This window comes from Aeromonas sp. 96A (assembly GCF_051919165.1).
GTDB classification, from domain to species: Bacteria; Pseudomonadota; Gammaproteobacteria; order Enterobacterales; family Aeromonadaceae; genus Aeromonas; species Aeromonas veronii.
The window spans coordinates 288574-308271 of sequence record NZ_JBQBFE010000001.1; the positions used below are offsets into that span (position 1 = coordinate 288574).

Genomic DNA, 19698 nt, shown 5'->3' on the forward strand with positions numbered 1-19698 from the left:
CCGCCGATTTTGATTACACTGGCGCCCGTATTTCCCACTCACCCTTCTCTAATCCAGGTGTTCAAGGTTTTCTATGGCTCTCAAGGCAACCGTATTCAAGGCCCAGATCAGTTTGTCTGATATGGATCGCAATCTGTATCAGGACTTCTCCCTCACGCTGGCGCGCCACCCCTCCGAAACCGATGAGCGGATGATGATCCGGCTGGCGGCCTTTGCCTGGCACGCCGCCGAGCGACTGGAATTCACCAAGGGATTGAGCGCCGATGATGAACCCGAGCTCTGGTGTAAGAACTACTCGGACGAAATAGAGCTCTGGATCGAGCTGGGCCAGCCCGATGAAAAACGGCTCAAAAAAGCCTGCAACCGCGCCCGTCAGGTGGTGCTCTATCTCTACGGCGGTCGTGGCACCAGCGTTTGGTGGAAGCAGAACCAGGGCAAGCTGAGCCAGCATGACAACCTCAGCATCATCGAACTCTCCGACAGCCAGACTCTGCCGCTCACCGCCATGGTCGAGCGCACCATGCAGCTCACCTGCACTATCTCCGATGGTCAGCTCTGGGTCAGTAACGGCGCACTGGAAGTGACGCTGGATCCGGTGGTGCTGATGGGCAAGCCGGCCCGCGAACTGTAACGGACGCCGCCCATGTTCAGCGCCTTGCTCAATATCGTCATCCCGGTGTTTGGTGTGGTCGGGCTCGGCGCCCTCTATGGGCGATTGCGACCGGGGGCCGCGCTCGGTTACGTCAATCGGGCCAATATCGAGCTGTTTACCCCGGCGCTGGTCTTCTCCGCGCTGGTCAAGTATCCGCTGGCGCTGGCGGAGCATATGCCGCTGATTGCGGCGGGGGCGCTGGTTATTCTGTTACCCGGTCTGCTGCTCGCGCTGCTCAAACTCAAAGGGATTGAGCGGGCAGCGCTGATCTTGCCCGCCATGTTCCGAAATACCGGCAATCTCGGTATCCCCTTGATGGTGCTGGCATTTGGTGAGCAGCAACTGGGGGCCATCGTGATGTAACCCATCACCAAGAATGAAAAACCGGGAGCTGGTGAAAACAAGTGGGAGATGGCGGGACAAACTCAGGAATGGCGGGGCTTGTGGCGTGATGCGGTTAAACCAAGCCGTTTAACCGCAAAATGAAAACTTTAGAGTCAGGCTGCGAGTCGATGCACTGAAAATGAAAAATGTAGTGATTGCTGCCTAGAGCCATTTAAATAATCACTGGCTAGATAATATCAGCAGCGGGGTATCACAAAATCAGATAGTTACAGTTAAAAAAAATCGTGCCCGGCCCAGACTACCTTGCCGATCACGGCCAGGTTTTCCAGCTGGTTGGCTGGAACGACCTGCAGGGGGTAATCATCGCGGTTGTCGCTGATGATAGTGATCCCGCCATCGAAGTTTTTCTGCAGGCGCTTGGCGTAGAGCTCTTCCCCCAGGCGCAACACGAAGATGGATCCATCTTCGATCTGATTCTTGCTGATATCGACCAGGATAGAGTCACCAGAGTGGATGGTGGGCTCCATGCTGTCGCCTTTGGCGAAGACCACCACCAGGTTATCCGGGTTTAACTTGCGAAACGTGAGCCACTTGCGGCGGAAGGCCAGCTTGCGTTTAACCTCATGATCATCGTTAAACGCACCATGGCCAGTACTGACGGTGACATGGTAGCCATCGATCAGCGCGTACTCCTCATCAAACTCCTCACGTTGCACCATCTGCTCGGCCGCTCCATCGGGGTGTTTCGGGCCCTGACCGGTGGCCAGCCACTCCAGATTCACATTGAACGTCCGCGCGATGCGCAGCGCCTTGTCGATGGTGGGCAGCGAATTAAACGGTGGGAAGTATTTGCGCATCCCCGACTCACTCATCCCCACCAGTTCGGCAAATGCCTTGTAGCTCAAGCTCCCGCGCAGCTCATCCAGACGGTCACTCAAAGTATCCATTCCCGCCGTCAGAAAAGATACCTCACCGTCTTTTTGTGCTGCTTGTGGTTTTTCTTCATAACGCTCTGACATACAAGGAATTCTCGGCTAGTGGCTAATGCTGGTGAGTCGGTAGACAAAAAATTCCGCACAAAAAGACTTGTCAATCTTTTTGGGGTGATTAATCATTCATATGTGACGCTCTGCGACATAAAATCATTCTTTTATGAATGATGAAGATACGCACTGCGACACTTGATGATACCGAAACGGGGTGAGTATGTCAGGGAAAACACCAGAGTGGATCAGGGCTGAGCTCATAAAATGCGGATATTCCCAAGCTGCTTGGGCCCGCGCTAAAGGGTTGCACCCCCGAGCCGTACAGCGTTGCATCAAACACTATGCTCCGGCCAGAGGGATTAGCCCCAAGCGTCGGGAAAGCCGCGCCATCATGGCCCTGCTGTCCGAGTCGCTGGGGATCGACCTGCTGGGAGGTGACCAATGAGCACCTGGTACACCGCCCAGGCGCTGGCCGGATTGGTCGGCATGCCCGCTTACCCCGATGGTGTGCGCAAAAAGGCCGAGCGTGAAGAGTGGCAAAGCCGCAAGCGCGAGAAAGGCAAAGGGGCCGAATACCACATTGGGTCACTGCCGATTGAAACCCGCCGTTACCTGGCAGAACAGGCTGTGGCCGCACAGGGCCATGCAGTGACCGATCATGCAGCGGGTGGCAAGGCCATGGCCAAGTTGCTGGCGCGCGAGGTGCCAGTCAAACCGGAGGCTGGCCGCAAATTGCTGACTTTGGGGGAGGGGGCTCGCCAGAAGGTCGATGCCAGACTGCTGATCCTGCAGGCCGCCGATATCTTCCTGGCCCCCTATCACGCCTGCCAACAAGGGGAGGTGGGTCGCCGCGCCTTTATCGAGGCATACCGCGCCCGCACTCTCGCTCTGCCTGTCAGCGTTTATGAAAGGCAAAAGCCATTCAGTCTGATCACCTTGCGCCGCTGGCAAAGTGCGCTGGCGGATGAAGGCCCCGCAGCTCTGGCTGGTAACTATCAGCGGGAGCGGCCATCAACCGTCGAACAGAGCCCGGATCTGGCCCAGTTTCTCACCGCACTGGTCACCACCAAGCCCCATCTGGCCAACAAGTGGGGGGCGCTGCACGAACTGGCCAGCCAATACAGCGAAATGAACCGGCTGGGATGGCAGATCCCCAGCCAATCCTCCTTGCGTCGCTGGATGGTGAAATGGTTGGCAGAGAACAAGGTGGCCTTTACCTACACCACCAACCCGGATGCCTACAACAACAAATACCGCAGCGCGATCGAGGAGATGTACCCCTGGATGGCCCAGCCCAACGACGTATGGGAGTTCGATAGCACCCCGGTCGATGCCATGTTGGTGGATGGTCGTCACAGCATCATCGCGGTGATCGACGTGTATACCCGTCGCGTTCGTCTGCTGGTGGCCAAGAGCTCATCGAGCGAAGGGATCTGCCTGCTGTTGCGCAAGACCCTGCTGGCCTGGGGCACCCTCAACGATAACGGCGTGATGCGCACCGATAACGGCTCTGACTATGTGAGCCAGCGGGTCATGTCCATCTGCACCCTGCTTGGTATGAACGTCAGCCGCTCCAACGCCTACTCGGGCTGGGAGAAACCCCATATTGAGCGGTTTTTCCGCACCCTGAGCCACGGCCTGATCGAGCTGTTGCCCTCCTATATCGGCCACTGCGTGGCAGACCGTCAGGTGATCGAGGCGCGCAAGAGCTTTGCCCAGCGGCTGGAGGAGAAGCGCAAACCGGATGCGCAAAAAGAGATTTACGAGCTGGCCATGACGGCCGCCGAACTGCAAACCCTGCTCGATAACTGGCTCGATGCCCGTTACCACAACCGCAAGCACAGTGCCCTCGGGGTCAGTCCCAATGAAAAGTACCAGCTGGCTCGTTACCAGCGCCGCGCCATTCCCGATGAAGCTGCGCTGGATCTGCTGCTCAACCATATCGGTGAGGCGACCGTCTCCAAAGGCTTTATCAAGGCTGGTGGCCTCAAATACAGCGCCCCCGAACTGTTGGAGCACAACTGGAAGAGCCAGCGGGTCAGCGTCTTTCTCGATCCGTGCGATGTGGGCCGCGCCATCTTGTACCGCACCGGCGATTGGAACGAGCGGATCGAGGCCATCAACATCGACCTGCTGGGCAATGGCATCAGCCCCGATGCCTTCCGGGCGGCCAAAAAGCCGATGCCAAGGCGCTGGCCAGTTTTCGCCGCGAGATGCGCAACCTTGCCAAAACCTTTGGCATCGACCAGCTCCATCAGGATGTGGTGCGCCACTTCGTCGATCAGGCCAAGGGTATTGAAGCGTTCAGTCGGCGCGATCTCACCCTCGATAACCCGGCATTGGCCGCGCTCAGCGGGGTTTCAACCCCCGCTGAACCCGCCCGTTTCAATGCGGCAGAACTGGCCGCCATAGAAGCCAGACGAGAAGCGAAAGCGCAGCGGGCGCAAGCCACCGCAGGGCAGGAATCGAGAGCACTCAAGACCGAGTACGAGCAAGCCATCTATCTAGCAGAGCGGGAGCTGGATACCCCGCTGACAGAGCGGGAGAAGGAGTGGCTGACCCGATACCTCTACAGCCACAAGTTGATGGCAAAACGCATTAACCGCCATCTGGATGAAGTTCGGGCTATCCGCCGCACCCAGGCAAAAGTTAGCGAGTAGCCCGAAAAGGCCCAAAAAAAGGACAAACCCACTATGAAACACAAGATCGTTGAAGTCAAAAACATGATCAAGACCGAGCAGCTGCTCGACAACTTGCTCAACCGCTCCAGCATCGTGCCAGGCATTGGCCTGATCCATGGCCCCTCCGGCTTTGGCAAGACCACCGCCGTAGAATGGCTGTTCAACCAGGACGAAGTGAACGGCATCTATGTCCGCTGCTACAAGGCCGACACGGTGACCAGCCTGCTGGAGCAGATTGCCAAAGAGATCGGCATTCCCCAGCGCCACAACCTGCGTGCTCAGGTCGATAGCATCATCGAATCCGTGCGCGCCGAAGAGCTGGCCATCTTCGTGGACGAGGCCGATTACGTGGTCGGCAATGCCCGCATCATGGAGACCTTGCGCGATATCTACGATGCCACCGAACAACCCCTGATCCTGGTCGGGATGGAAGAGATTGCCCGACGCATCAGCCAGCGCAAGCAGCTGTTTAACCGCATCTCCCAGTGGATCGAATTCAAACCGGCCGATCTCGATGACGTGTCCCTGATTGCCAGTGAAATGCTGGAGGTGGACGTGGAGATCGACGATGCACTGCTGGATCTGATCCGCAAGCGTTCCAACGGCGTGGTGCGCACCATCGTCTCGGCCCTCGACAAGATTGAAAAAATGGCGATGGCCTCTGATGCCCGGATTATCCGGCTGGAGGACGTTGACGCCAGCGAGTTGCTCCATGACGTGCGTCGCAGCCGCTAGCCGTCAGGCTACAGCCAATAAAAACAAAGCACGGGAGGGATTCCAGTGGTTGATACAAAAGCAACGCTAATGACGTTGCAAGCCTGGGAATGGATGTGCCAGCAAGAGACGTTTCTGATCAAGGACGTGATCGCCGTGACGGGAATGTCGGAGGCACATATCTACAAGGTCGTGCGTGACTGGTTGGCCGCTGGCCACCTCATTAAACACCCGGACGGCGTGGTATCCCGCCCGGCCTATTTCAAAGTGGTTAGCGCCCAATACGTGCCACCGATTGGCAAAAGCAGTTGCCAGAAGCGGCCAAAATGCCGGAACAAGCGCAAAACCAATCAACAGAAAATGTGGAACACCATGAAGATCAGCCGCTTCTTCACCCTGACAGACCTGATGTTGACGGCAGAGACGGGTCAGAAACAAGCCTGGTTTTACACCGATAGGTTGGTGAAAGCCGGTTACGTCAAAGTGCTGTTCAAAGTTGACAGTTTGCTGCCTGTTCCCGCCAGACACGGCCTGACAGGACGCTATCAGCTGGTCAGGGATACAGGCCGTTATGCCCCGCTGTGTCGTGACCATGGTTGCTGGGATCAAAACCAGCAGCAGTTATACCCGTTCCAACGGGAGGAGGAGACACATGGAAACGTGGCTTGAGGTGTTGCAGGCCGAAGTGGCGGCCAGCTCGCTGGCCCAGGTGGCCGAGAAGCTCGGGCTCTCTCGCACCACCATCAGCCAGGTCTGCAACGAAAAGTATCCCGGCGATATGGCAAGGGTACAGACCCTGGTGGAAGGGGCACTGATGGGCAACAAAGTGAGGTGCCCCATCCTGGGTGATATCCCGGCGCATCAGTGTCTCGCGCACCAACGCCGAGGCCCCAGCGAAGTGGGCAGCAGTCCGATGGATATCAAGCTCTGGAAGGCATGCCGCAGCGGTTGCCCCCATAGCCAGCTGACCGAGGCGCAGCAACTGCGCCGCCCGATGCGGTTATCGGTAGAGCAGGGCAAAGGGTCGCAGAAAATGGCTCGCTATGACGCCGAGGCAACCCTCTCCAGATTGCGCCGTCAGGCTAAAAGCGATGGCGACAATGCCAGCAGCAGCCTGCGCATTCTAAGTGAACTGCTGGCCGAAGAGCTGAAAATCATGGCCATCAAATACAACCGGCTGCTCGACAAGCAAGAAGGCAAATAAGGGTTGGAAGGGCTCTTTCGCGGTGGGCCCGGTGACGAGATCACAAGGAGAACGGGATGAAAAAGCATCTGCACAGCAATTTGCAAAAGACCGCCGAGCAACTCAGCCACTGGCTGACGGCCAAGGGATATGACGTTCGCACCAGTCGGGTTTGCCATACCCCGCTGCTGGCGGTTACCGGGCCACTACCCAAAGAGATGCAGGCGCGCGCCGTGTTAAGCCGTGAATGTCTGGCGGGCGTGGTGCGTGAAGTCGCCCTGGTGCGCTTTGGCGGCTGCCTGCTCCACTGGCGTCAAGAATCCTGAAACCGGCAAGGGGGATGAGATGAGCAAGATCCAGCTTGAGATAGAAGACGAGGCGCTGGCGCGGGTGGTACTGCGCCAGTTACCCAAGTTTCTCGAATTCTGCAGCGCGACCCACCAAGAGGAGCTGGCGAGCGCGACAACAGAGCAGTACAGCGCCGTGATGTGCCCTCCGGTGCCTGGCAGCAACAAGATCCATTAAGGAGAAGCCCATGCAAGAAGCACAAACCAGCAGTACCACCCCGATGCGCCAGAACGCTCAGGGGCACTGGGTACCGGAAAGCCTGATCGCCCCGGCAGACAAGCTGCGCGATGAAGTGGTGCTGGCCATTATCGCTGCTGCCCGCGAGCAGCGCGCACAGCTGGCTGCCTTCAAGATTGGCGCCATGCAACAGATCGCCGACTTTGTGGATCTCTCCGCCGAGCAGTACGGCGTGGCATGGGGCGGTACCAAGGGCAACGTGACCCTGCTCAGTTTTGATGGCCGTTACAAGCTCATTCGGGCAGTGGGGGAGCACCGCAAATTTGATGAACGGATTCAGGCCGCCAAAGCGCTAATTGACCAGTGCATCGAACGTTGGAGCGATGGCGCCAGCAGCGAGATCCGCGCTCTGGTAGACCATGCCTTTCGGGTATCCAAGAGCGGTCATATCGACGTGAATCAGGTGCTCTCCCTGCGCCAGCTCAATATCGATGACCCGGATTGGCTGTTGGCCATGCAAGCCGCTGTCGATGCCATCCAGGTGACCGGCACCAGCCAATATCTGCGGCTCTACGAGCGTGACGCTCACGGGCGTTACATCCAGATGAGCCTGGATCTGGCCAAGGTATAGGGAGGAGGCGTGATGGAAATCAACGTGGAAAAAGCGGAAGAGCAGCTGCTGCTCTGTGAGCAGATCACCGAAACCGAGGGCACCTGCTACCCCGACGACACCTATGAGGATGGCATCAAGGCCGCCTTGCTCTGGGCGCTGGGGCTGGGGCCTGCCCCCCTCAATGCCGAGGAGTATCAAGGGGTGACGCCACTGCAGTTCGAGTAATGGCCCGCTGCGAAACAGGGCGGCGCTGCCTCCCTGTCTACCCGGTGTGGTGGCCGGGTACTGATGAGCAACCAAACGATCTGGGCCCAGGTCTTCACCGTCTTGATACAAGGAGCACGGCGATGACCAAAACAGAGATGGATATTCGGCTTACCAAGATATTCAGCAGCGCAGCCATTGCACTGGTAGCGGCTGACAAACGGGCTGTGTGCAAACAGCTCAAACAGTTTGATAAAGAGGCGCGCGCCCGTGGTTTTCATGCGCTGGCCGGAGAAGCCTGCCAGATGCGCTGGCAGCTGGTGGCCGAATTACAGCAGGCGAAATCGGCCAGAGATTGTGGCGGGGTACACGAAGCCGGGGATCGCCATGGCCATCTATAGCCCCCTGTTGGCTCCCCATATTCTGGCCCGTCGCCTGCAAAGCGGTCGGGCCTGCATCACCGAACTGGGGCTGGAGCAGCGGTGCCCCCGTTGTGGCGAGTTCTGGCCATGGGATACCGAGTTTTTCGGTTTGGCGAGTGATGCCACCCGGCTCTCCAGCTGGTGTCGGGGGTGCCTCAATGAGCACTACCAACAGCTGAGAGTGGCCGGGCAGCACCATGACAGCAAGGCAGAACGGGGAGGGGATAGCTGATGGACAAGCGCAGCAGACTGATCCGGTTGGTACAGGTAGGGCGCCGTGCGTTGGCGCTCGATGACGAGTGTTACCGCGACCTGTTGGCCAGCCACACCGGCAAGCGTAGCGCCGCCTTATTGAGCGAACAGGAGCTGGAACAGGTGCTGACTGCCTTCAAGGCGGCGGGCTTTATTCCCAAACCTGCTCGCCATGCAGCCAACAGACGGCTGAGTCCGGCGCCCGGTGGCCATCTACGGGTCAATGAAATTGCCAAGATCAGGGCCATCTGGTGCGAGATGGCCCGCCTTGGCATCGTCAGGGATGGCTCGGAAACCGCATTAAACCATTGGGTGCAACGGATGACTGCCCGTTTAAACGGTGGGGTAGGGGTGGCCGAGGTGGGCTGGCTGGATGCGCCTCTGGCCGTCAAAGTGCTTGAGGCGCTGAAGAAGTGGTCTGCAAGATAATATATTTACCTTTAAGAAAGCCCCGCGATGCGGGGCTGCATTTTACCAAGCCTATATCACGATGTGAGGGAGCATCTTAAGCTGTGTATCCAGCTCCTGATGAATGGCTCTGTAGTCAGCCATTATCTCGGTCTCAACCAGCTTTGCTCTCTCTTTTTCTTGGCCATAAATCAAATACATCATTTCTGGCATACCATAGCGCAGCAGCGTTAAAACGAGTGGCCAGCTAATAGATAAGGGGTTGCTGGTCACTGTCACTTTGCCTGCATTGATCACACCGGCCACCCCATGTGCAATCAGCAGCTGGCGACGAAGTTGCGGATGAGCTGAATTGGGAAATGCCTCGGCCAGTGTCGCTCCTGCATTGAGCTTTCTCACCATAAAGCCAAGCCGAACAATCAATTCACTGATCGCCAATGGCACTGATGCCGCAATGAAATGACGCAGGTCATATCCACTGCGATACATCTGTCTTGCAACTTCTGCGATGGTGTAGCCTTGCTTTCCTATCGTTCCGAATTGAAAGAAAGAGAGAAGGGGCATCAGGGGGGCGGGCAGGCCTGCTGATGTTGCTACATCTGATGCCAGATGACCGCCAACTTTTCTGATGGCCTCCAGGAGCCTAATAATAAAATGCTCCCCCTCCAGTAATGGCGCAGCAGTTTGTTGGACAATCACGTTGCCAAACTTATCAATGGCAGTAAATTCACCGCACAACACATCTTTGACCCCAAAAATGAAACCTAGGATGGGGTCATGTCCCAATGATTGGTAACGATGGGTGCGAGGGCCCAATCCAGCAACCGCTTCTTCCAGACCTTTGCTAGTTGAGGGATCGAAAGAGACTTTGTACAACCCCTCAAGCTCTTTGATCTTTTCTGGTGGCAGAACTTCGCCAAAAAGCTCCTTGACCTTGTTGGATAGCCATCCCCCTTCCGAAGCAGGGCTACCCAAAAACCCCGGATGTGCGGGCACCTGGACAAGAAAGATATCGATAAGCCCGGAGAGGATGCCCGCAGAAACAGCCAGTGCAACATCGTATCGATCAAGGCTGCCGAGCCAACCCAGGTGCTCACCGAGTTTCTGATGTTTTGCCAATACAGCATCAATTTCCGCTGGCGTCAGTACATCATTAAAATCGACCTCACCAGGTATTGCTTGTTTAGCCTCTGCAAGGATTTCTTCCCATGATTTTGTCCTGACAGGGGTAATTACGTGCAAAGAGTTTGACGTGCTGGAGTCCTTTACCGGTAATGCCTTACCCAAGCGTCGGAGCAAGGCTTCACTGGAGTTGATCGCAGCATCAAGGCTATGACGCTGTTCATCATGTTCGGAGCCTAGTTGATCAAGCATTTGCTTGTGATGAACTGCAACCCTCAATCCATCGGTGAGATAATCACCCTTGTCATTGCTCATCAGGCAGCCACCTTCAAGTCACCCTCAAGGTCAATGATGATTGATTGCAGGAGTGTGTTGAGTTTGGTCAGATAGTCTGCCCTTGCTTTGTTGTCGTCTGAGGATTTGCGCAGTTCTGAAATGATGGCGTTCTGCTTTTTCATCGCTTCTTGCAGCAACATCTCTTTCTTTTCTTTCAACTTGCGTTTGTTACGTTGTGATACGAAAGCGTAAGCGCCAACACCCAGCAGCACGGCAGGTGCCGCCAGAACAGCTACACCTGCAGCCATACCGCCACCCACGAGGCCACCTGCTGCAGCCAGACCAGAGGTAATGCCAGCAGCGGAGAGACCAGTTACGCCGCCGAAATAAAGACCTGCAAACCCAATACCCGCACCGGCACCGACACCGCCAGCGGCAGCCAGCACTTCCTTGATATCATCACTGTCAGAATCAATTCGTTCCTTATCGTTTAAGGCTTTGTCCACTTCCCCGAGTACCTTTACGACCGGTGCCAAAGATTCCAGATTTTTATAGATAGCTTCCTTACTCATCACATATCTCCATATGGCTACAAAAAAACACGCAGAGAAGTAATGTATACCCAATTCATACCTGTTCAATGGCAAATTGATGACATTGTTAATTCGGTCACGGTAAGGGACTCACACATGGCAGTTGATTCCATGGTGGCTGGCTGCAGTGCAACTAATGTGCGCATAAAATGGCCTGTGTTCTAATCGGCGCACCGCTTTTTCTGTTTTGCCGGGGGAGTCATGGAACAAAATCAGGATCTCTTTGCCGATGATCACGCCTCACTGGGGCAACTTGTCGATCGCCTCGACCAGATCCCGGCCTCCGAACTGACGGCCAAATGGCCCAAAGCCCTGAGCGAGCTGGTGGATGTGCTGGCCTGCGAGTTGGCAAGAGGAGGTATGGGGCCCGAGCAGGCCAAGGCTCAGGCCCGCAAGTTGGCGCTGGTGCAGGCCCACTGTATGGGTGGCCGTGCCTACTACATCCCTACCGGGGATCATCTCAAAGCCGCACTGCGGGATAGGGCTATCTGGGATGAGTTCAATGGCCGCAATATCGACCAGCTGGCGCGCAAGCATGGCCTGTCGGTGCCGCAGACATATGCAGTGGTGGCTGAACAGCGGCAACTGACCCGGCTGCGGCATCAGTCTGACCTGTTTGGTCATGAATAAGGAGACGACTAATATCAAAGATAAACCCCGCTGTGGCGGGGTTTATATGTTGGTTAATTTAGCCAGCCTTGTTTTTCTTATAGTTAGCCAAGTATGGTGAGTAATTTGATATGTCACTGTAGTGTGTGATCTTGTCAATTACGTCAACACTATGTTTTAGCTTCATATTTATAACTAAAAAAACCATCATCAGTGCGGAAAATATTACAGATATCAAAAAAAGCATGAAACCTTGCAGGGAAAAAAGTATGTCCCAAAAAGCTGACAGGGAAAGGCTTATATCCTTTCCTTGTTGCCAAGGAAGAAAACTTAAAGGATAGATGACACCCACAAAAAAAAGAATCAATACGGTTACGATGGAGCTAGTTACTAGATTCACTGAGTCTACGCCACTTTTCAATTCTTCACATAGCGCAACGTTCTTTTTCGCTTGGCGCTCCACTTTTATGGCTAGTTGGTCAATCAGCTCTCGTTCTTCGCTCTCTTGTGCACGTAATTCTGGTGATATAATGTATGTAGATATGTTATCGTTAAACAATTGGCTTATACCAAGAGAGTAAGCAAAAGGATTGACACGCTGTTCTTCCTCTCGCTTTCGTTTTATCTCTAGCCTTTCAGAAAGCTCAGTTATTTTATTGGTCACGGCGTTAATTTTTTCTTCATAACTGTCAAAGGGAGAAAAATCATACATTGAGATATATTTCTCTAATGGTAAGAATTTTTCATTTTCCCAGAAATCTTCACCCATTTTATTTATGGCTTTCTCCCTTGCTCTTCTGTTATACCAGTCAAAGTATCGGCTTTTAGCCTCGGCTTCAACAGATTCTGAATCTATTATGTTGTGGGTTGCCTGATTTTTCAATTTTGAAAAATCAGACTGATTGGAAATTATTTTTGTAATTAGGAATGCTGAAAAAATACCTACTATTGCACCAGAGGTCTGGCTGATAGTACTAAAGAATACGTTCCAATCCACGAGAGTTCTCCGATAAAGACTGTATTTTTACTTTGCCCAGTCATATTGACATATGAAAGACGCTATCACACTTACCCCCTTCGATAAAACAACAGATGCGACCGGATATATACAAGATCCCCACTAACCCACCATAAACCCATGCCATAGAGGCCCCTCGGTACGCTGCTGATAACGCAGTTCACCGAGGGGCCTTTATGTTATCACTCGCACTTAAATGGCTGCTTCGTCCCGATGTGGAAGGGGGCGAAGTCAACCACCCGGCAGACCGGGGTGGCCATACCAAGTACGGCATCGCCGATGCCGCCGATGGCAAGAAGGACGGCATGGCCGACCTCGATCGGGATGGGGTGCCCGATATCGCTATCGGTGATCTGACTCCTGCCCATACCGAGCCCTTTTACCGCCAGAACTACTGGATGCCCGCCCGCTGTGACCTGATTGCGAGCTTAAGCCCTGCACTCTCTATCGCCGTGTTTGATGCAGCGGTGCATCACGGGCCAAAACGCGCCATCCAACAGCTGCAGCAGGTCTTGGGGGTGATGGCAGATGGTCGCCTTGGCCCGGTATCGATTGGCAGGCTCAAGCAGCAACTGGGCGCTAAGGGAGAGGGCCAGTTGTTGCTGGCGCTGATGATGCAGCGGGCCAGCTTCATGCACGGCATTGTGCGCAAAGACCCGAGCCAGTGGGCCAATGCCGATGGCTGGATCAACCGGCTGCTGCGTCTGCAGAGCTACCTCCTTTCCGACGTGGTTGGCGAGGTGGTGGCATGAGCGTGCTGACCATCAAGCAACAGAAGGCGGCGGCCGCAATCCAGGCTGCGGGCTACTTTGGCATTCCTGAGCTCAAGAACCCCCGCTATCTCGCTTGCTTCAAGGATGGGCGCAAAGCCCATCTCAAGGCCGCTTTGGCCAATCAGATCGCTGACCCGAAGGCGATCCCGCTCTATAGCCACCACCAGACCCGTCAATCCCTGTTCGAGAAAGGGTGGCGTTCGGTGACCGAACTGGATCGCCTGCGGGCCCGTGCCCGTCATTCCCAACCTCAACAAAAGGAAGTCCATCATGCCTGATTCCCTGTTACCTCAAGCGAAGTCTGCCTTCAAAAGCCGCACCGTGATCGGTGGTGTGATTGCCGTGGGGGCCGGTATTGCGGGCCTGTTCGGTGTGCCGGTCGATGCGGGTACCCAAGCCAGCTTGGCATCCACCCTGGTGGATCTGGCCAGTGCGGTGGGTGGCCTGCTCGCCATCTGGGGCCGCATCAAGGCGACTCATACCGTCCGTTAGTAGCCATACGAGAGAGGTCATGTGACAAACCTCATAGACCGCGCCCAGCAGGCCGATGCCGATCGGACTGGGCGCATTATCGAAGCCCACCAGAACAGGGCAAGGCCACACGGCGATGGTATCTGCTGCGATTGTGACGAAGCCATCCCGCCCTCCCGCCTTGCAGCCGAGCCTGGTGCCGAGCGCTGTATCGAGTGCCAGACCCTGTATGAGCGCAAGGAGGCGACCCGTGTGGGAATTCATCGTTAAGAACTGGGGCCCGCTCTATGCGTTGGCCAGCCTGGTGGGTCTGGTGGTCATCATCTTGCTCTCCAAAACCTACGCCAAGCGCGAAGACCTCACTGCCCTGGTGCAGAGAGTCCAGCGGGTGGAGCAGGTACTGGCTGACCTGCCGAGCGAGCGTGAGCTGCACAAGCTGCAGTTGGAGATCAGCGAGTTGCGGGGGGAGTTGCGGGAGGTGAAGCCGGAGCTGCGCCAAGCCCGTCGCCTTGCCGATCTGCTGTTGGAAAATGAACTCAAGGAGAAGGCATGAGTATTCAAGCGATATTGGACGCCCAGCAGCGGCTGGTGATCCTGCGCTCCCTGCTGGATATCGGTGGTGCCGCCAACGAGTCAATCCTCAATGACTGCCTCGACCAGCTGGGTACCGGCCGGGTGACGAGGGATCGGGTGAAGACCCTGCTGGCCTGGCTGGAAGAGCAGGGGCTGGTGCGCATCGAGCGACTGGCCACGGTGCAGGTGGCTCACTTGACCGGTCGTGGCCAGGACGCGGCAGAGGGCCGGGCAACGGTGCCCGGCGTCAAGAAGCCCCGAGCGGAGGATTAAGCATGGCCGAGAAACCGACCCGAGGCCGCGCCAGCAAGGTGTGGCTGCTGCCTGAGTCTATCCGCAACGCGCTCAACGAGATGCTGCGGGACAAAGGCAACAGTCAGGCCGCCATCCTGGATGAAATCAACGGCCTGATCGAGGAGGCGGGGTTGCCCGATGATCTCAAGCTCTCCCGCTCCGGGTTAAGCCGTCATGCCAGCCAGGTTGAACAGGTCGGCCAGCACCTGCGGGATTTGCGCGAAACCACGGCCGCCTTGACCTCCCAGCTTGGCGACAAGCCGATGGGGGAGACCACCAAGCTCATTCTGGAGCTGGGCCGTTCCCAGTTGTTCAAGGCGATGCTGGCTCAGGTGCAGAACCCGGAGGAGGCGGTGGATATCGACATGCTGAAGAACGCCATGCTGGCGGCCCAGCGGCTCGAATCGACCGCCATGCAGAGCCATAAGCGGGAGAAAGAGATCCGCCAGGCATTTGCCGAAGAGATCGCCGCCAAGACCGAAGCCATCGTGACTCAGGCGGGCTTGAGTGGTGAGGCCGCCGCCGCCATTCGCCGTGAAATATTGGGGATTGCCTGATGAGCACGATCGCCCAGCAGTTGGCCCAGGCCCTGGGTACCGAATACAACCCCGACGAGGTGTTGCTGCCGTACCAGCGGATCTGGATTGCCGACGAGAGCCCGCTCAAGATTGCTGAGAAGAGCCGCCGTACCGGTATCACCTGGGCGGAGGCGGCTGACGCGGCTCTGACGGCATCCAAGACCAAGACGGCTGGCGGTTGCCACCACTTCTATGTGGGCAGCAACAAGGAGATGGCCCGCGAGTTTATCGATGCGGTGGCCATGTGGGCCAAGGCGTACAACAAGGCGGCCGGTGAGATCCAGGAGGAGGTATTCACCGACGACGAGGACAAGGCGATCCTCACCTTCGTGGTCTATTTCGCCTCGGGCTTCAAGGTGCAGGCGCTCTCCAGCAACCCCTCCAACCTGCGGGGGATGCAGGGCAATGTGACCATCGACGAGGCTGCTTTCCACGACCGACTGGCCGAGGTGTTGAAGGCCGCCATGGCGCTGACCATGTGGGGCGCCAAGGTGCGGTTGATCAGTACCCATAACGGCGTCGATAACCTGTTTAACCAGCTCATCAACGACAGCCGAGCGGGCCGCAAAGAGTATTCCATCCATACCATCAGCCTGGACGATGCCTGCCGCCAGGGGCTCTATCGTCGGATCTGCCAGGTCAAGGGTGGCCTTTGGACACAGGAAGCCGAAGACGCCTGGAAGGCGGGGCTGCTCAAGGCCACAGCCACCGAAGAGGACGCCCTTGAGGAGTATTTCTGCGTACCCAAGCAGAGCAGCGGCGTCTATATCAAGCGCACCCTGATTGAGCGTGCGATGCAACCGGATATCCCCATCCTGCGCTTTACCGCCCCCAAAGACTTCGAACTGCAGAGCGAGGAGAGTCGCAAGGCAGTGGTGGATATCTGGTGCGAGGAGAACCTCAAGCCCTGTCTGGAAGCACTCGACCGCAGTTGCCGCCATGCGTTTGGAGAGGACTTCGCCCGCAAGGGGGACTTGTCGGTGTTCGTGCCGCTCTCCATCGCCACCAACTTGCGCAAACAGGTGCCCTTTGTGGTGGAGCTGGTCAATGCCCCCTATGAGAGTCAGCGCCAGATCCTGTTCTACCTGCTGCAGGGGTTACACCGTTTCACGGCAGCCGCTTTCGATGCCACTGGTAACGGCGGCTATCTGGCAGAGGCTGCCAGACTGCGCTGGGGCGCCAGCATGATCGAGTGCGTGATGCTCAATGACCCCTGGTATCGGGAGTGGATGCCCAAGCTCAAGGCAGAGTTTGAGGATGGCAACCTGACCATCCCGCGCCATGCAGACGTGCAGGATGACTTGGGGAAAATCCAGGTCATCAACGGCATCCCCAAGATCGACAAGGGCAAGAACACCGGCCAAGGGGGCCAACAGCGCCACGGTGACTTTGCGGTGGCCTTGGCCATGGCGGTGCGGGCCAGCTGGATGGAGGGGGGCGCCATCGAGTTCACCCCGCTGCCCAACAAGCGCGATGAAGCAAGGGGCGATAACCATCATTCGTTCGAGAGAGGGGCCTGGTAATGGGCAGGATCATCGATATCAACGGCATTCCCCTGCGGCTTGAAAAGGAGTCGCAGACCGAGAACTCGGCGGCGCTTGCCCAGTTGCGCCGTTACTACAGTGAACACCCCACGGTGGGGCTCACGCCGAGCAGGGCGGCAGCCGCATTGAAGGAGGCAGAACAGGGCAACTTGATCGCCCAGTGCGAGCTGGCCGAAGACATGGAGGAGAAAGACGCCCACCTGCAGAGTGAACTCGGCAAACGTCGCCGCGCTCTGCTGGGGGTGAGCTGGACAATCGAGCCGCCTCGCAACGCCACCTCGGCGGAGAAGCGCGACAGCGAGATGATCCGCGAGCTGATTGAGGACTTCACCTGGTTGGATGATGCCATCTTTGATGCCACCGACGGGATCCTCAAGGGGTTCAGTGCCCAGGAGTTCTGCGGCTGGGAGATGGTCGAGGGATTACAGCTTCCCAAGGGCATCGTCTGGCGCGACCCTGCTTGGTTCCAGACCCACCCGGATGATCGCAATCAGCTGCGCTTGCGAGACGGCAGCCAGGAAGGGGTTGCCCTCAACCCCTTTGGCTGGCTGCTGCACAAGGCCAAGTCCAAATCGGGGTATCTGGCCCGCACCGGGCTTATCCGCACCCTGGTCTGGCCGTTCCTGTTCAAAAACTACAGTGTGCGGGATCTCGCCGAGTTTCTGGAGATCTACGGCCTGCCGGTGCGGCTGGGCAAATACCCGGAAGGGGCGACCGAGAAAGAGAAGGCCACTCTGCTGCAGGCGGTGCTCTCCATCGGTCATAACGCCGGGGGCATTATCCCGCGCGGGATGGAGATTGAGTTCCAGAACGCCGCCAGTGGTCAGGCTGATCCCTTCGTGGTGATGATGGAGTGGTGCGAGCGCTCCATGAGCAAGGCCATTCTGGGGGGCACCTTGACCTCACAGGCCGATGGCAAGAGCTCGACCAATGCTCTGGGTAATGTTCATAACGAGGTGCGTCAGGAGGTACGGGATGCAGATCTCCGCCAGCTGGCCGCTACCCTGACCCGCGATCTGGTCTATCCGCTCTATGCCCTGAACGGCAAGAGCTACCAGGGGCCGCGCCGTTGCCCCCGGTTGGAGTTTGATGTGACCGAGCCGGAGGATATGCGCGATTTGGCGTATCCGCTGCGGGCCCTGGTGGGGATGGGAATGCAGATCCCGGCGCAGTGGGTGCGGGATAAGTTGCAGATCCCGGCCCCCAAAGAGGGGGAAGAGGTACTGATCATCGTGGACAAACAGGCCGGGCAGGGAGACGCCGCGCTCAAGGCAAAGGGACTGGCCGCGCTAGCTGCAGAGCGTCAGATGCAGGATCGGGCAGACCTGCTGACAGGTCGGTTAAGCGCAGCCGGGGAGGATGCGATAGAGGGATGGACGCAAGAGGTCGAGCATCTGCTGGGCGAAGTTAACTCGCTCGATGAGTTTCGAGATCGGTTGCTTGAGCGCTATCGCAAGTTGCCGACTGAGGAGCTGGCTATGTTGATGCAGCGTGCGCTGGTTGCTGCTGAGCTGGCTGGAATGGCGGATGTGGGTTCGTCTGAGGAGGCATAATGGCAGAAAGCACCAAACGCAGTCGCCAGAGCCTTGGCCCGTTTATGGGCGGCCCGGAGGGGCCGATGGATGCCCGCTCTGGTAGCCAGTATTTCCAGCAGGCGATCGACTACTTCCGCGACAAGGTCAATGTCAAGGGTGATGCGTGGGATTCGCTCTGGCAAGGGCAGCATGCCACTGCCTTCACCGTGGCGGGAGCCATGAAAGACGATCTGCTCTGTGACTTGCGCCAGAGCGTGGACAAGGCTATTTCCGAGGGCATGAGCCTTGCGGAGTTTCGTGATGAGTTCAAAGACATTGTTACCAAGCGGGGTTGGACAGGTTTCAGGGGCGAGGGGAGCGAGGCCGGGATGGCCTGGCGGACGAAGGTGATCTATGACACCAACGTTCGGCAAGCCTACAACGCGGGCCGCTGGCAGCAGTTACAGCAGTTCCCTATCTGGGTATATCACCACGGCGACAGCCGCAACCCCCGTCAGTTACACCTATCTTGGAACGGACTGACTTTGTCAAAGGATGACCCTTGGTGGCGGGCGCACTTCCCCCAGAACGGCTGGGGCTGCAAGTGCCGGGTTGAGGGATACTCCAAGATACGGGCCCGGCTCAAGGGGATCGAGATAGGCGAGGCGCCAGATGATGGTACCTATGAGTACGTGAACAAGAAGACCGGCGAGGTACTGCAGGTGCCGAAGGGGATAGACCCCGGCTTTGACTACTCGGTCGGTGAGGCCAAGTTTGGCCGTCGATTAGCCCAAGAAGAGTTTGCTCAGTGGCAAGGGGAAAAGGGGAGTGCTTGGCAGAGCCTGAGCAAGGGAAACTGGCAGAGCACAAAGCGCCCGGAGCGTTTGACCTCAAGGGAGCTGCCTCAACCACTGCAACAACCGGTTGACCAAGCGGATGTCATCAAGGCGGTGCAGTCTGCACTAGGGGCAGATGAGGTACTGATCTCCACACCAGTTGGCACTGTGCTGGTCGATGCATCGGTGCTGGGGGCGCACATCGAGGCTGAGCGAACCGCGTATCTGCCTTTGCTGATGGATGCGCTGACCAACCCGCAAGAGATCTGGCAGAGCTTCGAGCAGCATCAAGGAACCGGCAAGATAGTGCTACGCACTCGGTTTGTCACGGTTTACCAGGTGAGAAAAGACCAGGCGATCTTGGTGGCGTTTAATGCTGTAAGGGGAGTGTTGACTGCGTGGACGCTGATTGGCACGTCCGACTTGAAGTATGTAAACCGCCAACGGATTGGGCAACTGCTTCACACAGAAGGTGAGGCCCTCACTCCCTGACCGCCGGGCGGGCTCTCCTG

The 19698-nt window shown here is 57.1% G+C and carries 28 protein-coding genes, 1 other RNA gene and 1 pseudogene; 26 read left to right on the forward strand and 4 right to left on the reverse strand.

Annotated elements, in window-relative coordinates; all coding sequences use genetic code 11:
• Positions 1-73 precede the first annotated feature (73 nt).
• Positions 74-631 carry a YaeQ family protein gene (locus ACTG2W_RS01320; protein ID WP_005336887.1) on the forward strand — a complete coding sequence of 186 codons (558 nt, stop codon included), beginning with the start codon at positions 74-76 and terminating at the stop codon, positions 629-631.
• A 12-nt stretch (positions 632-643) separates the two neighbouring features.
• Positions 644-1012: pseudogene (locus ACTG2W_RS01325) on the forward strand (AEC family transporter); the annotation flags it as partial.
• 257 nt (positions 1013-1269) lie between these two features.
• Here the strand turns inward: ACTG2W_RS01325 and ACTG2W_RS01330 are convergent.
• Positions 1270-2016, reverse strand: coding sequence for a LexA family transcriptional regulator (locus ACTG2W_RS01330; protein WP_081318870.1), 747 nt, complete (start codon positions 2014-2016; stop codon positions 1270-1272).
• A 408-nt stretch (positions 2017-2424) separates the two neighbouring features.
• Between ACTG2W_RS01330 and ACTG2W_RS01335 the strand changes: the two genes are divergently transcribed.
• From ACTG2W_RS01335 to ACTG2W_RS01395, 13 genes are all read left to right on the forward strand, one after another.
• Entirely contained in the window at positions 2425-4395 is a 1971-nt protein-coding gene (locus ACTG2W_RS01335) for a DNA-binding protein (protein ID WP_440015982.1), read from the forward strand.
• Complete coding sequence (locus ACTG2W_RS01340; protein WP_440015983.1) at positions 4323-4643, forward strand: hypothetical protein; 321 nt, start codon at positions 4323-4325, stop codon at positions 4641-4643. Before ACTG2W_RS01335 ends, ACTG2W_RS01340 begins: the two co-directional genes overlap by 73 nt.
• Before the next feature lie 33 nt (positions 4644-4676).
• Positions 4677-5399, forward strand: a complete 723-nt coding sequence (locus ACTG2W_RS01345; RefSeq protein WP_029300291.1) for an AAA family ATPase — start codon at positions 4677-4679, stop codon at positions 5397-5399.
• Between the two features lie 69 nt (positions 5400-5468).
• Positions 5469-6047: a hypothetical protein gene (locus ACTG2W_RS01350; protein ID WP_440015984.1), complete on the forward strand. Its 579-nt coding sequence runs from the start codon at positions 5469-5471 to the stop codon at positions 6045-6047.
• A complete protein-coding gene (locus ACTG2W_RS01355) occupies positions 6031-6582 on the forward strand; it encodes a transcriptional regulator (protein ID WP_005345956.1) in 552 nt (183 codons plus the stop codon). The genes ACTG2W_RS01350 and ACTG2W_RS01355 overlap by 17 nt, the downstream gene beginning before the upstream one ends.
• Positions 6583-6638: 56 nt before the next feature.
• A complete protein-coding gene (locus ACTG2W_RS01360) occupies positions 6639-6887 on the forward strand; it encodes a hypothetical protein (RefSeq protein ID WP_005353401.1) in 249 nt (82 codons plus the stop codon).
• 19 nt (positions 6888-6906) lie between these two features.
• The gene (locus ACTG2W_RS01365) at positions 6907-7086 is read left to right on the forward strand and encodes a hypothetical protein (RefSeq protein ID WP_005353400.1); all 180 of its coding nucleotides are present in this window, start codon (positions 6907-6909) and stop codon (positions 7084-7086) included.
• A gap of 10 nt (positions 7087-7096) precedes the next feature.
• The gene (locus ACTG2W_RS01370) at positions 7097-7717 is read left to right on the forward strand and encodes a DUF3164 family protein (protein ID WP_118853894.1); all 621 of its coding nucleotides are present in this window, start codon (positions 7097-7099) and stop codon (positions 7715-7717) included.
• 12 nt (positions 7718-7729) lie between these two features.
• The gene (locus ACTG2W_RS01375; RefSeq protein ID WP_005345945.1) at positions 7730-7924 is read left to right on the forward strand and encodes a hypothetical protein; all 195 of its coding nucleotides are present in this window, start codon (positions 7730-7732) and stop codon (positions 7922-7924) included.
• A 7-nt stretch (positions 7925-7931) separates the two neighbouring features.
• Positions 7932-8001: hammerhead ribozyme type II (locus ACTG2W_RS01380), an RNA gene on the forward strand.
• 45 nt (positions 8002-8046) lie between these two features.
• Complete coding sequence (locus tag ACTG2W_RS01385; RefSeq protein WP_148610690.1) at positions 8047-8304, forward strand: hypothetical protein; 258 nt, start codon at positions 8047-8049, stop codon at positions 8302-8304.
• Entirely contained in the window at positions 8291-8557 is a 267-nt protein-coding gene (locus ACTG2W_RS01390; protein WP_440015985.1) for a hypothetical protein, read from the forward strand. The genes ACTG2W_RS01385 and ACTG2W_RS01390 overlap by 14 nt, the downstream gene beginning before the upstream one ends.
• Positions 8557-9006: a gp16 family protein gene (locus ACTG2W_RS01395; protein ID WP_440015986.1), complete on the forward strand. Its 450-nt coding sequence runs from the start codon at positions 8557-8559 to the stop codon at positions 9004-9006. The genes ACTG2W_RS01390 and ACTG2W_RS01395 overlap by 1 nt, the downstream gene beginning before the upstream one ends.
• 51 nt (positions 9007-9057) lie before the next feature.
• Here ACTG2W_RS01395 and ACTG2W_RS01400 read toward each other — a convergent pair whose 3' ends face one another.
• Positions 9058-10422 carry a hypothetical protein gene (locus ACTG2W_RS01400; RefSeq protein ID WP_319890199.1) on the reverse strand — a complete coding sequence of 455 codons (1365 nt, stop codon included), beginning with the start codon at positions 10420-10422 and terminating at the stop codon, positions 9058-9060.
• On the reverse strand, positions 10422-10955 hold the full coding sequence (locus ACTG2W_RS01405) for a hypothetical protein (RefSeq protein WP_005353386.1): 534 nt from the start codon (positions 10953-10955) through the stop codon (positions 10422-10424). Before ACTG2W_RS01405 ends, ACTG2W_RS01400 begins: the two co-directional genes overlap by 1 nt.
• A 222-nt stretch (positions 10956-11177) precedes the next feature.
• On the opposite strand from ACTG2W_RS01405, the gene ACTG2W_RS01410 reads away from it, so the two are divergent.
• Positions 11178-11606 (forward strand): Mor transcription activator family protein, encoded by a 429-nt coding sequence (locus ACTG2W_RS01410; protein ID WP_440015987.1) that lies wholly within the window; start codon positions 11178-11180, stop codon positions 11604-11606.
• Between the two features lie 58 nt (positions 11607-11664).
• Here the strand turns inward: ACTG2W_RS01410 and ACTG2W_RS01415 are convergent, their stop codons facing one another.
• On the reverse strand, positions 11665-12582 hold the full coding sequence (locus tag ACTG2W_RS01415) for a hypothetical protein (RefSeq protein WP_440015988.1): 918 nt from the start codon (positions 12580-12582) through the stop codon (positions 11665-11667).
• 197 nt (positions 12583-12779) lie between these two features.
• Between ACTG2W_RS01415 and ACTG2W_RS01420 the strand changes: the two genes are divergently transcribed.
• From ACTG2W_RS01420 to ACTG2W_RS01465, 10 genes are read left to right on the forward strand one after another with little or no spacing between them, the layout of a single operon-like run.
• On the forward strand, positions 12780-13355 hold the full coding sequence (locus tag ACTG2W_RS01420; protein WP_227094952.1) for a glycoside hydrolase family 108 protein: 576 nt from the start codon (positions 12780-12782) through the stop codon (positions 13353-13355).
• Positions 13352-13654, forward strand: a complete 303-nt coding sequence (locus ACTG2W_RS01425; RefSeq protein WP_058059550.1) for a hypothetical protein — start codon at positions 13352-13354, stop codon at positions 13652-13654. Before ACTG2W_RS01420 ends, ACTG2W_RS01425 begins: the two co-directional genes overlap by 4 nt.
• Positions 13647-13868, forward strand: a complete 222-nt coding sequence (locus ACTG2W_RS01430) for a hypothetical protein (RefSeq protein WP_005353373.1) — start codon at positions 13647-13649, stop codon at positions 13866-13868. Before ACTG2W_RS01425 ends, ACTG2W_RS01430 begins: the two co-directional genes overlap by 8 nt.
• A 21-nt stretch (positions 13869-13889) precedes the next feature.
• Positions 13890-14117, forward strand: coding sequence for a TraR/DksA C4-type zinc finger protein (locus ACTG2W_RS01435; RefSeq protein ID WP_076495051.1), 228 nt, complete (start codon positions 13890-13892; stop codon positions 14115-14117).
• A complete protein-coding gene (locus ACTG2W_RS01440; protein ID WP_081042918.1) occupies positions 14098-14400 on the forward strand; it encodes a DUF2730 family protein in 303 nt (100 codons plus the stop codon). The genes ACTG2W_RS01435 and ACTG2W_RS01440 overlap by 20 nt, the downstream gene beginning before the upstream one ends.
• Entirely contained in the window at positions 14397-14693 is a 297-nt protein-coding gene (locus ACTG2W_RS01445) for a VpaChn25_0724 family phage protein (RefSeq protein ID WP_058059547.1), read from the forward strand. The genes ACTG2W_RS01440 and ACTG2W_RS01445 overlap by 4 nt, the downstream gene beginning before the upstream one ends.
• 2 nt (positions 14694-14695) lie before the next feature.
• Entirely contained in the window at positions 14696-15271 is a 576-nt protein-coding gene (locus ACTG2W_RS01450) for a DUF3486 family protein (protein WP_069555361.1), read from the forward strand.
• Positions 15271-16815: a terminase large subunit domain-containing protein gene (locus ACTG2W_RS01455; RefSeq protein ID WP_440015989.1), complete on the forward strand. Its 1545-nt coding sequence runs from the start codon at positions 15271-15273 to the stop codon at positions 16813-16815. Before ACTG2W_RS01450 ends, ACTG2W_RS01455 begins: the two co-directional genes overlap by 1 nt.
• The gene (locus ACTG2W_RS01460) at positions 16815-18389 is read left to right on the forward strand and encodes a DUF935 domain-containing protein (protein ID WP_440015990.1); all 1575 of its coding nucleotides are present in this window, start codon (positions 16815-16817) and stop codon (positions 18387-18389) included. The genes ACTG2W_RS01455 and ACTG2W_RS01460 overlap by 1 nt, the downstream gene beginning before the upstream one ends.
• Positions 18389-19678: a PBECR2 nuclease fold domain-containing protein gene (locus tag ACTG2W_RS01465; RefSeq protein WP_439985267.1), complete on the forward strand. Its 1290-nt coding sequence runs from the start codon at positions 18389-18391 to the stop codon at positions 19676-19678. The genes ACTG2W_RS01460 and ACTG2W_RS01465 overlap by 1 nt, the downstream gene beginning before the upstream one ends.
• Positions 19679-19698 lie beyond the last annotated feature (20 nt).